General features: G+C 73.4%; 12 protein-coding genes. 4 read left to right on the top strand and 8 right to left on the bottom strand.

Annotated elements, in window-relative coordinates:
• Positions 1-5: 5 nt before the first annotated feature.
• The 5 genes from ABD899_RS01920 to ABD899_RS01900 form a co-directional block, all read right to left on the bottom strand.
• The gene (locus ABD899_RS01920; protein ID WP_345201699.1) at positions 6-368 is read right to left on the bottom strand and encodes a DUF2304 domain-containing protein; all 363 of its coding nucleotides are present in this window, start codon (positions 366-368) and stop codon (positions 6-8) included.
• Entirely contained in the window at positions 365-1,051 is a 687-nt protein-coding gene (locus tag ABD899_RS01915; RefSeq protein WP_345201698.1) for a glycosyltransferase family 2 protein, read from the bottom strand. Before ABD899_RS01915 ends, ABD899_RS01920 begins: the two co-directional genes overlap by 4 nt.
• A gap of 64 nt (positions 1,052-1,115) precedes the next feature.
• The gene (locus ABD899_RS01910; protein WP_345201696.1) at positions 1,116-1,922 is read right to left on the bottom strand and encodes a glycosyltransferase family 2 protein; all 807 of its coding nucleotides are present in this window, start codon (positions 1,920-1,922) and stop codon (positions 1,116-1,118) included.
• Positions 1,919-2,788, bottom strand: coding sequence for a glycosyltransferase (locus ABD899_RS01905; RefSeq protein WP_345201694.1), 870 nt, complete (start codon positions 2,786-2,788; stop codon positions 1,919-1,921). The genes ABD899_RS01910 and ABD899_RS01905 overlap by 4 nt, the downstream gene beginning before the upstream one ends.
• A gap of 9 nt (positions 2,789-2,797) precedes the next feature.
• Positions 2,798-4,537 (bottom strand): lipopolysaccharide biosynthesis protein, encoded by a 1,740-nt coding sequence (locus ABD899_RS01900; RefSeq protein ID WP_345201691.1) that lies wholly within the window; start codon positions 4,535-4,537, stop codon positions 2,798-2,800.
• A 232-nt stretch (positions 4,538-4,769) separates the two neighbouring features.
• Here ABD899_RS01900 and ABD899_RS01895 point away from each other — a divergent pair, with 232 nt between their 5' ends.
• Positions 4,770-6,098 carry a SpoIID/LytB domain-containing protein gene (locus ABD899_RS01895; RefSeq protein ID WP_345201689.1) on the top strand — a complete coding sequence of 443 codons (1,329 nt, stop codon included), beginning with the start codon at positions 4,770-4,772 and terminating at the stop codon, positions 6,096-6,098.
• A 22-nt stretch (positions 6,099-6,120) separates the two neighbouring features.
• On the opposite strand, the gene ABD899_RS01890 is transcribed toward ABD899_RS01895, so the two are convergent.
• Both ABD899_RS01890 and ABD899_RS01885 read right to left on the bottom strand, forming a co-directional pair.
• Positions 6,121-6,759 (bottom strand): CoA transferase subunit B, encoded by a 639-nt coding sequence (locus ABD899_RS01890; RefSeq protein WP_345201687.1) that lies wholly within the window; start codon positions 6,757-6,759, stop codon positions 6,121-6,123.
• Positions 6,760-6,761: 2 nt separating this feature from the next.
• The gene (locus ABD899_RS01885; protein ID WP_345201685.1) at positions 6,762-7,556 is read right to left on the bottom strand and encodes a CoA transferase subunit A; all 795 of its coding nucleotides are present in this window, start codon (positions 7,554-7,556) and stop codon (positions 6,762-6,764) included.
• A gap of 299 nt (positions 7,557-7,855) precedes the next feature.
• Between ABD899_RS01885 and ABD899_RS01880 the strand changes: the two genes are divergently transcribed.
• Positions 7,856-9,688, top strand: a complete 1,833-nt coding sequence (locus ABD899_RS01880; protein ID WP_345201683.1) for a peptidoglycan-binding domain-containing protein — start codon at positions 7,856-7,858, stop codon at positions 9,686-9,688.
• Between the two features lie 369 nt (positions 9,689-10,057).
• On the opposite strand, the gene ABD899_RS01875 is transcribed toward ABD899_RS01880, so the two are convergent.
• Entirely contained in the window at positions 10,058-10,900 is an 843-nt protein-coding gene (locus ABD899_RS01875; protein ID WP_345201681.1) for a TIGR03089 family protein, read from the bottom strand.
• Positions 10,901-11,004: 104 nt separating this feature from the next.
• Between ABD899_RS01875 and ABD899_RS01870 the strand changes: the two genes are divergently transcribed.
• Positions 11,005-11,409, top strand: coding sequence for an FAD synthase family protein (locus ABD899_RS01870; RefSeq protein ID WP_345201679.1), 405 nt, complete (start codon positions 11,005-11,007; stop codon positions 11,407-11,409).
• Positions 11,406-13,610, top strand: coding sequence for a hypothetical protein (locus ABD899_RS01865; RefSeq protein ID WP_345201677.1), 2,205 nt, complete (start codon positions 11,406-11,408; stop codon positions 13,608-13,610). Before ABD899_RS01870 ends, ABD899_RS01865 begins: the two co-directional genes overlap by 4 nt.
• Positions 13,611-14,309: the final 699 nt, after the last annotated feature.

Here is a 14,309-nt window from a genome sequence, read left to right as displayed (position 1 = left end):
GGGGGTCATGACGCCGGGTCGTCGGGCTGGTCCGGCGTCTGCACGTCGGACAGCGCGATCCGACGGGCCAGCCGGGTGTAGTTCGTCTCGAGGTCGCGGAAGCGCAGGTACGTCGTCACCGTGAAGCTGAGGAACGCGACGACGAGGGCGTAGAGCACGAGGTCGGTCCCACGACCGACGCCGACCTTCTGGGCGATCGTGGTCCACACGTCGGGGAAGAGGATCGACACCGCGGCGAAGGCCGCGAAGACGACGAGCCCGATGCGTCGGATCGCCTGTGCCCTGGCGCCGCGGGAGCGGAAGAGCCGCGCCACGACGAGCACGACGAGGGCGATGAGGACGACCTGGATGATGACCACGGGGTTCACCGGAACATCAGCTCCACGAGGATGTTGACCGAGTTCCACAGCGACTGGCCCTTGGCCTTCGAGTAGTCGGTGTAGAGGATGTGGACCGGGCTCTCGCCGTAGCGCACCTTCATCTCGCCGATCTGCGCGACGAGCTCGGAGGCGTGGGCCATCCGGTTCTGGGTGATGTCGATCCGCTCGACGACGTCGCGGCGCAGCAGCCGCAGGCCGTTGTGCGCGTCGGTGAGCTTCGTGCCCGTCGTGAGGTTCGTGTAGCCGACGGCGAGCCGCAGCACGATCTTCTTCATGAAGCTCGGCGTCGTGCGGTCGTCGAGGAACCGGGAGCCGAAGACGACCTGGAGGTCCTCGGCGCGCGCCTTGTCGAGCATCTCGAGGACGTCGGACACCTGGTGCTGGCCGTCGGAGTCGAAGGTGACGGCCCAGCGCATCGTCGGCACGGTGAGGGCGTACGCGAACCCGGTCTGCAGGGCGGCCCCCTGCCCGAGGTTGACCGGGTGGCGCACGACGACCGCCCCCGCAGCGGCCGCGGCATCCGCCCCGTGGTCGGACGAGCCGTCGTCGACGACGACGACGTGGGGAAAGGTGCGGCGGGCGTCGCGGACGACGTCGGCGATCACGGTCTCCTCGTTGAAGAGGGGGACCACGAGCCAGACGTCGTCGTTCACGGGGTGCGCGCTGCTCATCGCGGACAGCCTACGGCGCAGCCGCCACGTCCCCCGCACGACGCACGGGTCGCGGGGGGAGCCGTCACCACCCGGCGTCCCGCGCGGCCCGGGCCCACCAGCGCAGCCCCTCGTACTTGACCCGGGCGACGTGGCCGCGGCGCCGGCGCCCGGTGGCCGCGTGCTCGGCGTGCCGGAGCACCGCGCTCGGGACGTAGCGCACGGTGAGGCCGAGCCGGGCGCACTCGCGCCCGAACCACAGCTCCTCGCCGAACAGCGCGAACGGGTAGTCGCACGACCCGCCCGCGGCGAAGAACGCGGGGGTGAGCACGACGCACGACCCGTGCCCGGCGAAGACGGCGGTGCCGGCAGCGACCCCGTCGACGGTGCGGGAGCTGTGGCCCTCCTTGCGCAGCAGGAGGAGGTCGGCGACCGGCGGGAACCGGTGGACGGCCGCGAGCGCGCGCAGCCAGCGCGCGGACGGCGGCCGCAGGAGGTTGGGGTTCTGGTCCTGGCCGAGGCTGCCGATGACGCTGGGGGCCAGCCACCCGGCATCCGGGTACGCCTCGACCCGGGCGACGAGCTCGTCGACGACGCCCGGGTCCGCGAGCAGGTCGCAGTTCGAGAGCACGACCGGGCGCGAGGTGTCGATGTCGGGCAGCGCCCGGTTCAGCGCCGGGAGGTAGCCGGGGTTGTCCTCGAACGACAGCACGCGCACCCTCGGGTCGCCGGTGAAGGCGGTCGTCGCGGCCGCGGTGTCCCCGGGGCGGTTCGCGCAGAGCACGACGTCGACGGGGGCGTCGGCCCCGAGCGACTCGACGAGGTGCACCGCGTCGTCGACCCCGCCGTAGGACACGATGACCCAGGTGAGCCGGGCGCCGGCGCCGGTCACGGTGCGCCCGGGGGCACGGAGGGCACGGGGGGCACGGGGGGCGGCTCGGCCCCGCGGCGGAAGAGCACGGCGTACACGCGCTTGAGCAGTGTCGGGGGGATGACGCGGAAGGCGCCGCGGACGACCATGTTGCGGGCGAGGAGCATCGTGCCGATCGTGCCGGTGTCGCGCAGCCGCCGCTGGACGTCCCACTCGTAGGGCAGCATCCGCCAGCCTCCGCGCCGCGAGATCATGCCCTGGCCCGCGTTGAAGAGCACGAGCGGCTCGTCGAGGTTCTCGGCCCGGGCGCCGGCCGCGAGCAGGCGCGCGAAGAGCTCGTAGTCCTGCATGTAGCGCAGGTCGGCGTACCCGCCGACGTCGAGCGCGAGCCGCCGCCGGAAGACGACGGTCGGGTTGTTGATGGGGTTGTTGAGGCGCATCCGCGCGGCGATCTGATCGTGGGTGCGGGGGGTGCGGCGCACCCCGACGACGTGGTCGGGGCTGCCCTCGAACTCGAGCATCGCCGAGCCGACGAGGTCGAGGTCGTGGGCGGCGATGACCTCCATCTCGCGCTCGAGGCGGTGCGGCAGCGAGACGTCGTCGGAGTCGTGGCGGGCGACGAAGTCACCCGTCGCGAGCTCGAGCCCGCGCGCCGACGCGAGCCCGCTGCCGACGTTGCGCGGGAGGCGCTCGACCCGGATGCCGGGGTGGGCGGCGGCCGCGGCGGCGAGGGCGTCGTCGAGGGCCCGCGGGACGGGACCGTCGACGACGACGAGGAACTCGTCGGGGGGGCGGGTCTGGCCGGTGATCGAGGCGACGGACCGCTCGAGCTCCTCGACCGACGTCCCGTGGTAGGTGGTCATGAGCACGGTGAGGGTCGGCGGCACCCTGCGATTCTAGGTGGTGGCGGGGGGTGCACTCCGCCCGCGCACGGTGGCCCAGAGGGCGGCGACCTCCCGGCGGTTGAGCGCGAGCCAGACGAGCCCGAAGGCCGCCGCGGCACCGAGCTGCGCGACCGCACCGGCAGGGCCCTCGACCCCCCGGGCCAGCCCGGCGAGCACGAGCACGAGCGCGGTGCCGCCCACGAGCCTGGCGGCGAGGTCGACCCAGCGGTGCCGCTCGACCCGCCACACGGTGCCGAGCGCGCCGAGCGAGGCCAGGCCCGCCCCGACGAGGTAGCCGAGGGCGACACCCGTCGTCCCGAGGCGCGGCGCGAGCACCGGCCAGACGGCGAGGCTGGCGACGAGGCCGGCGACGTTGAGGTAGGCGACCGCCCGAGGTCCTCGGGCGCGGGTGGACTGCAGCGTCGTCGCGGCCCCGAGCGCGATCGAGGTGAGCATGACGGCGACGAGCAGGACGGGCAGGATGGCCGCCGCCGCGCGGTACTCCTCACCCCACACGACGGCGATCGCGAGCGGGCTCACGATGACGAGCACCCCGAAGAGCCCGACGAAGATCGCGGTGAGGCGGCGGGCGATGGCGTCGCTGTGCGAGTGCACCGCGGCCCGGTCGCCCCGTCCGGCGGCGGCGACGAGCGGTGGGACGAGGACCGTGCTCAGCGCGATCGAGAGCATCGACGCCGGAGTGGCCAGGGTGAGCGCGGCGGCGTAGTCGCCGGCCTCTGCCGGCCCCGCGTACGAGTGCGCGGCGAGCTGCGAGAGCTGGAGCAGCCCGCCGCTCGCGAGCCCGCTCACCGCGCCGAAGAGCACGAAGTGGTCGATCTCGCGGCGCACCGCCGGGTCGACCCGTCCGGCCGCCCGCGCCGGCCACGAGGCGACCGCGAAGAGGGCGTAGCCGAGCGTGATCGGCAGCAGTGCGAGCACGGTGACGTCGAGCGCGAGGACGACCACGACGGCGACGAGGGCCGTGGCGGCGGCGACCGTGTCCCAGACCGCGACGTGCCGGAAGCGCAACCTGCCGTACTGCACGCCGCGCAGGGTGCTGTACATCGAGTACGCGTACGCGAGCAGCACCGTGCCGATCGTCTGCGCCGTGCCGAAGCCGAGCCACAGCGACCCCGCGAGCGCGACCGAGGTCGGCAGCACCAGCCCGAGCAGCGCGGTGCGGTTCGCGATGTGCCGGGCCACCGTCGCGGCACCCTCGGGGTCGCCGAGGGTGGCCCGCAGGGCGACGAAGCGGGTTCCCGCGGTGGCCGCCGGGGCCGCCCAGAGCTGGCTCGTGAGCACCGACAGCGACAGCGAGGTGTTCGTCTGGCCGAGCAGCTCGCGCGACCCGAGGTTGCCGATGAGCACGCTGTAGAGCAGCCGGCCGAGGCCCTGGACGGCCGTCGCGTAGGTGCTGAGCGCGGCGCGCGAGCGCAGGCTGCCCGTCGGGGCGGACGCCTCGGGACTGCGGGCGGGGTCGCGGCCGATCCCGGATGCCGTCGGATCGCCACCGGATGCCGTCGGATCGCCGGTTGCCGTCGGCTTGCCACCGGATGCCGTCGGATCGCCGGTTGCCGTCGGCTTGCCACCGGATGCCGTCGGATCGCCACCGGATGCCGCCTCGCCGCCGGCTGCCGTCGGATCGCCACCGGATGCCGTCTCGCCGGCGGACGCCGCCGCGTCGTCGTCGGGTGCCGGCTCGTCGTCCCCGGGGCCCGGGGATCCCGGCGGTCGCGCGTCGTCGCGGCTCACCGGGGTCGCGCCGTGCGGTGCGTGACGCCGTCCGGACGTCGCGAGGACAGGGGCGACACGGGCGGCATGCGGGGCAGCATATAGCGAGGGGCGGACGAGTTCTGTGGTAGAGGAGGGGCCGATGGTGTTCCTGTGACACACTCGACCGCACCGTCGGACCACCGCGTCGGTCCCGGAGCCTCACGAGCGGCACCGGCCGCGGCACGTCCGCCCCGAGCAGTCAGGGTCAGTCATGGGAGCCGTTCGCATCCTCGCCGCTGCCGCGGTCCTCGCGGGCACCGTCGTCCTGCCCGTCGCGTCCACCTCGGCGGCTCCGCACTCCGCGCTGGTGCCGGGCACGGCATCCGCAGCGCAGGCCGTCGGCACGGCATCCGGCGGGGCGCAGGCCCTCGGCACGGCATCGGCCGCCGAGACCTTCCCCCGTCCGAGCGGCACGTCGTACGCGCTGTCGGGACGGGGCTACGGGCACGGCCGCGGGATGAGCCAGTACGGCGCCTACGGTGCGGCGCTCAAAGGGCTGACGGCGAGCCAGATCCTGTCCTTCTACTACCCCGGCACGACGCGGTCGGCCGCCATCGGCAACCCCACGGTGCGGGTGCGCCTCACCGCCGTCGGGTCCGGCCCGACCCAGGTCGTGAGCCAGCCCCGGCTCGTCGTCTCCGACGGCACGCGCACCGGGTCCCTCTACGTCCGCAACGGCGACGGGTCGCTGCGGCAGCGCTGGCGGCTCGTGCCCGAGGGGAGCGGGCTGACCCTGCAGTGGCTCGAGAAGGGCGCCTGGCGCAGCACGAGCAGCTGGCGGGCGGTGACGCGGCCGCTGTCCTTCAGTGACGCCGGGCTCGGCAAGGTGCGCGTCGTCATGCCCAACGGCACGCAGCGCGACTACCGGCGGACGGTGCGCAGCCTGCGCTGGGGGTCCGGGGTCATGACGCTCAGCGTCGTGCCGATGCACTACTACCTCCAGAGCGTCGTGCCCGCGGAGATGCCGCCGTCGTGGTCGACGCCGGCCCTCGAGGCCCAGGCGGTCGCGGCCCGGTCGTACGCCGCCCGCCAGGCCTCCCGCCAGCCCGCCGGCACCCCCTACGACACGTGCGACTCGACGTCGTGCCAGGTCTACCGGGGCCTGGCCGGCTACTCGGCCGGCGGCACCCTCACCCCGTTCGAGCACCCCCGCACGACCGCGGCCGTGGCCGCGACGAGCGGTGTGGGTGTCTTCTCCGGCGGGGCCGTCGCCCTCACCGAGTTCGGCTCGTCGAACGGTGGCCGCACGGTCGCCACGTCCCTGCCCTACCAGGTGTCCAAGAGCGACCCGTACGACGCGGTGCCGACCGGGAGCACGAGCCGGTGGACGACCTCGCTGCCGGTCAGCCGGATCGAGAAGGCCTACCCGTCTACGGGCACCCTCAAGGCGCTGCGCATCGACAAGCGCGACGGCATCGACGCGTGGGGCGGGCGCATCGTCACCCTGACCGTCGTCGGGTCGGCGGGGTCGCGGACGGTCTCCGGCGACGCGTTCCGTGCGGCGATGGGGCTGCGCAGCACGTGGTGGACCGTGCCGTAGCGCGGTTCCCCGAGAGGGCGGGTCAGCCCATCTCGACGGTGAAGGGGGCTCCGGTGGCCTCGCGGACCTGGTCGAGCGTGACGTCGGGCGCGAGCTCGCGGAGCACGAGCCCGTGGTCCGTGACGTCGAGGACGGCCAGGTCGGTGATGATGCGCTGGACGACGGCCTTGCCGGTCAGCGGCAGCGTGCACTCGGGCACGATCTTGTGCGAACCGTCCTTGGCGACGTGCTCCATGAGCACGACGACCTTCTTCGCACCGTGCACGAGGTCCATCGCGCCGCCCATGCCCTTGACCATCTTTCCCGGGATCATCCAGTTGGCGATGTCGCCGCCGGCCGAGACCTGCATGGCGCCCAGGATCGCGGCGTCGACCTTGCCGCCCCGGATCATCCCGAAGCTCGTGGCGGAGTCGAAGTACGACGCACCCCGGCGCACGGTGACGGTCTCCTTGCCGGCATTGATGAGGTCGGGGTCGACGGCGTCCTCGGTGGGGTAGGCGCCCACGCCGAGGATGCCGTTCTCGGACTGGAGCACGATCTCGACGTCGTCGGGCACGTAGTTGGGCACGAGCGTCGGCAGGCCGATGCCGAGGTTGACGTACGCACCGTCCTCGAGCTCGGCGGCGGCTCGGGCGGCCATCTGCTCACGGGTCAGCGGCATGCTCAGGACTCCTTGCTCGTCGCGTCGGCGGTCGGGGTGACGGTGCGGCGCTCGATGCGCTTGTCGGCGACCTGCTCGGGGGTGAGCGGCAGCACCCGCTGGACGTAGATGCCGGGCAGGTGCACCTCGTCGGGGTCGATCTCGCCGGGCTCGACGAGCTGCTCGACCTCGGCGACGGTGACCCGGCCGGCCATCGCCGCGAGGGGGTTGAAGTTGCGGCTGGACTTGTTGAAGACGAGGTTGCCGTGCCGGTCGCCCTTCCACGCGCGCACGAGCGCGAAGTCGGCGACGATCGCGTGCTCGAGGACGTACTCGCGCTGCACCCCGTCCCGCTCGAAGACCCGCACCTCCTTGGCGGGGGAGGCGACCGCGACGTTGCCCTCGGAGTCGTAGCGCCACGGCAGGCCCCCGTCGGCGACCTGGGAGCCCACGCCGGTCGGGGTGAAGAACGCCGGGATGCCGGACCCGCCGGCGCGCAGCCGCTCGGCCAGGGTGCCCTGCGGGGTCAGCTCGACCTCGAGCTCGCCCTCGAGGTACTGGCGCGCGAACTCCTTGTTCTCCCCGACGTACGAGGAGACCATGCGGCGGATCTGGCGGGAGGCGAGCAGGATGCCGAGCCCCCAGTCGTCGACGCCGCAGTTGTTCGACACGACCTCGAGGTCGCGCACGCCGGTGCGGTGCAGCTCGGCGATGAGCACGGAGGGGATGCCGCACAGCCCGAACCCGCCGACGGCGAGGGTGGCCCCGTCGGTGATCCCGGCGACGGCGTCGGCAGGGGTGGAGACGACTTTGTCCATGCCGGGCACTCTAGTGACCTCGGGAGGCGGGCGCGCCACCGGCCGCGCGGACACGCCTCCGAAGGATCTGCGGCTTCCGGGCGGTGAGCGCGGAGGATTTGCGTGACGGATGGGGCTCCTGAGAAGTACATCCGTGTAATTCCACCGAAAGAGTTGCGAGGCCTCCGGGGCGGGTGGGACAACTGGGGGGCCCGGTCATCTCATGTGGCATGTGTGGTGAGTGTGACGAGAGGTGCCGAGCGAGTCTCGACCCCCTGTGTCAACCGCTGTGTACGACCCCGTCCGAGGAGCACTCTCGCGTGTCCAGCCACCCGCCCGCCCTGTCCCTGCCCAGCTCACCCCGACCCCAGCGCCGCTTCCCGGCGCGCACGGTCGGTGCCGTGTCGGCATCCGTGCTGGCCTTCCCCCTCGCGACGGCCCAGGCGGAGGCGGCCGGCTACCCCACCCCGACCCCGCCGAAGCCGCTGCCGAGCGCGCTCGACGTCGCGCCGCCGTACCAGAAGGGCACCCAGTGCCTGACGTACAACCAGCCCGGGGCGGTGGCGTTCGCGAAGATGCTCAACGCGACCTACGGCTCGCGCACCTACGGCATCCTGCGGCACTGCGCCGCCGAGCACGGTGAGGGCCGGGCGCTCGACTGGATGATCAACGCGAACAACGCCGAGCAGCGGGCCCTGGCCAACGCGATCACCCGCTGGCTCGCCGCCCCCGACAGCAAGGGGCGGCCCGGGGCGATGGCGAAGCGGTTCGGCATCAACTACATCATCTGGAACCGGCAGATGTGGCGTGCCTACGACACCGGCCGCGGCTGGGCCCCCTACTACGGCGTGTCGCCGCACACCGACCACATCCACTTCTCGTTCAACTGGGACGGGGCCCGGATGCGGTCCTCGTGGTGGAGCGGGACCGCGGTGACCTCACCCCTCACGGGTCCGTACTACAACCCGCCGCCGGCCGTGCCGACGATCACCGCGAGCGGCTACCCCTTCCTCGAGCAGGGGGCGGAGGGTCCCGACGTCGCCCTGGCCCAGAAGGTCATCGGGGTCACCGCCGACGGAAAGTTCGGGCCGGTCACCGCCACCGCCCTCGGCGTCTGGCAGACCAAGCACGGCCTCACCGCGACGAAGAAGCTCGACAACGCGACGTGGTCGAAGATGGTCTCCCTCGGGCTCGTCCCGAGCCGCAGCCCACTGCAGCAGTACGTCAACGTCGTCCTCAAGCGGGGTTCGACGGGCACGGCGGTCAAGGCGCTGCAGAAGGCGATCGGCAAGCTCACCGTCGACGGCTCGTACGGCCCGGCCACCGAGACGCGGGTCAAGGAGTACCAGAAGGCCAAGGGCCTGACCGTCAACGGCGTCACCGACTCCAAGGTGTGGAAGGCGCTCATCGCCGACGCCACCGCCCCCACGCAGACCGCACCGAGCCCGACGGCGAGCACGCACCCGCTCGCCAAGTACGCGGGCATCACCCTGAAGCTGTGGTCGAAGGGCGAGGCGGTCAAGGCGCTGCAGAAGGCGATCGGCAAGCTCACCGTCGACGGGTCCTACGGCCCGGCCACCGAGGCGCGGGTCAAGGAGTACCAGAAGGCCAAGGGCCTGACCGTCAACGGCATCACCGACGCCAAGGTGTGGAAGGCCCTCATGGCCGACACCCCGGTCACGCCGACGACGACCTCCGGCTCGACCGTCACCTCGCTCGCGACCGAGTTCACGGCGTACAAGAGCACCGTCCTCAAGCAGGGGGCGACGGGGACGGCCGTCAAGGTGCTCCAGCGCGGCCTGGGAGGCCTCGTCGTCGACGGTTCGTTCGGGTCGCTCACCCTCGCCGCGGTGAAGAAGTTCCAGACCTCGAAGGGACTGACCGCCACCGGGGTCGTCGACGCGAAGACGTGGAACGCCCTCGAGCTGAAGGTGCACCCGCTCCTGCCCCACTGGGGCACGGTGCTCAAGCGCGGCTCGACGGGCACCGCCGTCAAGGCCCTGCAGAAGGCGCTGCGGCTCACCGTCGACGGCTCGTTCGGGCCGGCGACGGAGGCGGCCGTGAAGTCGGTCCAGGCGGCGGCCAAGCTGACCCAGACCGGTGTCGTCGGAACCCTCACGTGGAAGGCCGTCGAGGCCCGCATGCCCCGCTGACCGACTCCTTGCACATCACCCACGCGGCCGGGCCTGCAGCGCGGCTCGCCGCGTGGGTGATCTGCAACACGTTCGAGGCGTTCGCTCTCGCCTTGGGCGCGGGGATGCCGGGCGCGCGCTGGGGTGGGCCCCTGGCATCCCTGCCGTGGAGGCGACTGGTCCGCTGGGATGCCGGGCGCGCGGTGAGCTGCGCTCTTGGCAGTCCCGCCGTGGGTTCGTCCGGCGCGAGGGATGCCGGGCGCGCGGTGGGGTGCGCCCCTGGCATCCCTGCCGTGGAGGCGACTGATCGCTGGGATGCCGGGCGCTCGGTGAGCTGCGCCCCTGACACTCCTGCGGTACGCCGAACCCGGCTCAGTCGCCGCTGGGACGTCAGACCGCGCGGGTGACGCCCTCGGCCTCGAGCCGGGAGGCCAGCACCTCGGCTGCCGGCTCGCCCCGGGTGAGCACGAGCGAGCCGCTCCCCGCCCACACCTGCAGCGCGAGCCGCAGGAACGCCACCGTGTCAGGCGTCGAGGTGTGCACCCGTTCCGAACCGACCGACGCCGGCCCACCGGGCACGAGCCCGGCGAAGGAGGCCTCGTCCTTCCCGGCCCCTCCACCCACGACGCGCAGCGCGGCGTCCGCGGGCCCCGGCTCGGCCCAGGCCTCGAAGACGTCACCGTGCGTCGCGAGCTCGCGCGCCTCGTCGACGACCCCGGCGGGAACCGGCACCGCCGCCGCCCGGGCGAGCGCGGCGAGGGTGACGAGCACCGCCTCGTCGGCAACGGCGGCGGCGTCGACGGCATCCGTGACAACGACGTCGGCGCCGCTCGACGCACGAGGTGACGGCACGGCATCCGATCCGCCTCCAGCGGCCAGGACGCCCCCGGCAGGTGCGACACCGACGGCTCCCCGCCCGTCGACGCCGGCACCGGTGCGCCCCGCCGGCACCTCGACGCAGGCGCCGACCGACCACGCGGCGAGGGCCCAGTACAGCGTGCGCCAGTGCGGCGGCAGGTCGATGCGCACCGTCGAGCCCGGCCCGACGTCGAGGTCGTCCTGCAGCAGGTTGGCGGCCTTGGCGACCCAGTTGGCGAGCACCCGCGCGGACAGCTCGACGCGCTCGCCCCGGGTCGGCGAGTCGGTGTCGTCGTAGACCGTGATGCGCGGGCGACCGGGGTCGGCGGCGACGAGGTGGCGCAGGAGGTCGGCCGGGGTCGTCGGGGTGCTCACCGTCGCGACCCTAGCCGCACGGTCCGCCCGAGCGGGGAAGCGGGAGGCGGTCCACGCCCTGCGGCCGGCCGGCCCCGCGATGTCCCGCCACTAGGCTGCCCGCCATGAGCGGACGCACGGTCATCACCTTCGGCACCTTCGACGTGTTCCACGTCGGCCACATCCGGGTGCTCCAGCGCGCCGCCGAGCTCGGGGACCGCCTCGTCGTCGGGGTGTCCGCCGACGCCCTCAACATCGCGAAGAAGGGCCGCGCCCCGGTCTACTCCCAGGACGAGCGGATGGAGATCGTCGCCAGCCTGCGGGTCGTCGACGAGGTGTTCGTCGAGGAGTCCCTCGAGAAGAAGCGCGACTACATCCTCGAGCACGGCGCCGACGTCCTCGTCATGGGCGACGACTGGGCCGGCAAGTTCGACTGGGTGTCCGACGTCTGCGAGGTCGTCTACCTCCCGCGCACCCCGTCGGTGTCGACGACCGGGCTCATCGAGCACATCGCCAGCCTGGGGTCGTGAGGGCCCGGCTCCTGCCGTCGCTGGCGCTCGGTGCGGCCCTGTGGGTCGTCCTCGTCAGCGCGACGGCGGCCGCCCTGTCGGCCCTCGGGTGGTGGTCGCCGTGGGTCGCGTGGCCGACGGCGGTCGTGCTCGCGGCCGTGTGCGCGTGGTGCGTGCGAGGTCTCCCCGGCGTGCGGATGCCGGTCGCGGCCTCGGCGTGCCTCGTCGCCGTCGTCGTCGGGTTCACGGTGTGGGCCGGGGCGACGCACTCCGAGCAGGTGCTGCCCCGGCGTGACGCCGCGAGCAACCTCCAGGCCGCGGTGAGCCTCGCGACGACGCACGCCCGCGTCGTGCCCGTCCACCCGGCGTCGGTGGGCGGCGCCGAGGTGCTCCGTCTCGAGGGGGTGACCCTGGCGAGCCCGGCGTTCTTCGAGGTCGGGTCACCGACGGCCCCGGCCGTCCAGCCGCAGTTCGTCGTCGGGCCGGCGGTCGTCTACGCGTTCGGCTGGTGGGTCGGCGGAGCGGATGCCGCGCTCGTGCTGCCGGCGCTCGCCATGGGCCTGGCGTTGCTCGCCCTCGGGCTGCTCGTGGCCCGGGTCGTCGGGCCGTGGGCCGGGGTGGCGTCCGCGGCACTCGTCGCAGTGCTCTTCCCGGTGGTGCACACGGCCCGAGCGACGTACTCGGAGCCGCTCGCGATGCTGACGCTCACGTCGGGGTTGCTCGCCGTGACGCTCGCGGTGGCGACAGCGCGGCTGCCCGGGGACGGCGTGCCGGCGCCGGGGGGCCCTGTCGATGGGGGGACCGAGGGCGAGGGTCGCGTCCCGGGGGCGGTCGGCTTCGTGGGCGACCGGTCGTCGCAGGGCCGCGTGCTCGAGGGGGTCGGTGGGGACGTCGGGCTTCCACCGTCGGGTCGCTTCTCGTGTTTGCGCGACGGGTCCGCCCGCGCGGCGTTCGTCGCCGGTGTGCTCGTCGGCGGCACCGGGCTCGTGCGGGTCGACGCGCTGCGGGAGGTGGTGCTGCTCCTGCCGGTGCTCGCCCTCGGGGGAGCGCTCGGTGCCCGATGGGTCCGACCGCTCCTCGTGGGGCTGGGCGCCGCAGTCGCCGTGTCCGCCGTGGCCGCCGTGGGGCTCTCCTGGCAGTACCTCGCCTCGATCGCAGGCAGCCTCGTGCCGCTGCTGGCCCTGGGGGTGCTCGTGGGAGTGCTCTCGGCGGGGGCGCTGGTCGTGCGCCGGCGCGGGGTGCCGGGTCGTGTCCCCGCGGGGGTCGTCCGGCGACTGCCCGACCTGGCTGGGGTGGCGGTGCTCCTCGTGGGGTTCTACCTCGCGAGCCGCCCGCTGTGGCTCGTGACCCGGCAGGACCCCGACGACCCGGGCGCGCGCTACGTCGCCGGCATGCAGGCGCGGCAGGGCCTGCCCGTCGACGGTGGCCGCACCTACGCCGAGCAGACCGTCACGTGGTTGGCCTGGTACGTGGGCCCGGTGGCGCTGCTCGTCGCCCTCGTCGTGCTCGCGGCCGTCGTGCGGCGGGCCACGGCCTCCGCGACCCGGGGCGTCGTGGAGGCGTGGCTGCCCGCCCTGGTCGTCGCCGCCGGTTCCACCCTGCTCACGCTGCTCCGCCCCGGCATCACGCCCGACCACCCGTGGGCCGACCGCCGGCTGCTCGTCGCCCTTCCCCTCGTCGTCGTCCTCGTCGTGGTTGGAGCCGACCGGGTCCTGCGCCGCTCGGCCGCCTCCGGGCCACGGTGGGTGGGACCGGCCGTCGTGGCGGTCGGCGCGGCCCTCGTCGTCGGACCGGCGGTGGCGGCCACCTGGCCGCACCGGGCGGGCGGCGTCGAGCGGGGGTCCCTCGCCGCGGTCGAGCAGGTGTGCGCCACCCTCGAAGACGGCGACGTCGTCATCGCGGTCGACTCGCGGGCCGCGAACGAGTGGCCCCAGGTGGTGCGGGGGATGTGCGGTGTGCCGGCGCTGTCGACGACGGCCGGCCTGCACCGCGACGCGGACGCGCTCGCGTCGACGGTGCGTGAGGTGGCGGACGCCGTGTCGGCCCGCGGTGGGCGCCTCGTCCTGCTCGCAGCCGACGGCCCGGAGGCCCTCGACGAGCTCGGGGTGGCGCCCGCGCCCGTCGTCGACACCGTGGTCCGGGAGGACGAGCACGTGCTCGAGCGCCGCCCCGTGCGCACCGACCCCCTGCCGGTGCGGGTGTGGCTGGCTCCGGCCGGCTGACTGCCGCTGGGCCGGCTGACCGCCGCTGGGCCGGTCGGACCGAGGAGCCGATTTGGTGCCGCCGTCACGGGTCGTCTACTGTCGTCGACGTCAGCCCGAGAGGGAGGAACGGACGCCAAGCGGTGGGATGCAGATCCCGCACCAAGCAGGCCGGTCCCGCGAGCTGATCCCACACCCGACGAGGATCCGTCGGACCACCACGTGGCCCACGGATGACGAGTTGGAGCTGGCGCCCGAGGGTGCTAGAGTGGTCGCCCCGCCGAGATCCAAGCGCGATCTGTCCGGCCGCTCCGAGAGCGGGTCACGGACCGTCGCCCAAGCAAGGACGCGGGTCATGCAGGACCTGTCGCTCACACCCCGGTGGGGGCGGCAACCCGGAAGAAGCCCCGACGACGAGCTCGCTGAGCGAGGCGTTGGTGCGCGTCCGGTTCTTGAGAACTCAACAGCGTGTCAAAAATCGATGCCAAGTTTTACCTCGTCGTGCCGTGTTCTGGGGTGGCCCTGTTGTGGGGTTGTTCTGGGGTGTGGTGGATGAGTTTTTCCTTTGGTTGGACAACGAACTATCAGTGATTGTTTTGCTGGTTGTTTGTGCTCAGCTGGACAAGCCCTTTGGGGTTATGTTTTTTCCTGGTGCCCTTGCTTGTTGGTGGGGGTGTTGGGTTGTGAACATCAACGGAGAGTTTGATCCTGGCTCAGGAC

The sequence above is a fragment of the Fodinibacter luteus genome (assembly GCF_039541575.1).
Taxonomy (GTDB): Bacteria; Actinomycetota; Actinomycetes; order Actinomycetales; family Dermatophilaceae; genus Fodinibacter; species Fodinibacter luteus.
Note: the sequence above shows the minus strand (reverse complement) of the source record. Positions and strands in the feature narration are given on the sequence as shown.

Excerpts from the sequence above, each read along its gene's own strand:
- ABD899_RS01915 (WP_345201698.1), bottom strand. The coding sequence starts at position 1,051 with ATGAGCAGCGCGCACCCCGTGAACGACGACGTCTGGCTCGTGGTCCCC.
- ABD899_RS01895 (WP_345201689.1), top strand. The coding sequence starts at position 4,770 with ATGGGAGCCGTTCGCATCCTCGCCGCTGCCGCGGTCCTCGCGGGCACC.
- ABD899_RS01890 (WP_345201687.1), bottom strand. The coding sequence starts at position 6,759 with ATGCCGCTGACCCGTGAGCAGATGGCCGCCCGAGCCGCCGCCGAGCTC.
- ABD899_RS01885 (WP_345201685.1), bottom strand. The coding sequence starts at position 7,556 with ATGGACAAAGTCGTCTCCACCCCTGCCGACGCCGTCGCCGGGATCACC.
- ABD899_RS01870 (WP_345201679.1), top strand. The coding sequence starts at position 11,005 with ATGAGCGGACGCACGGTCATCACCTTCGGCACCTTCGACGTGTTCCAC.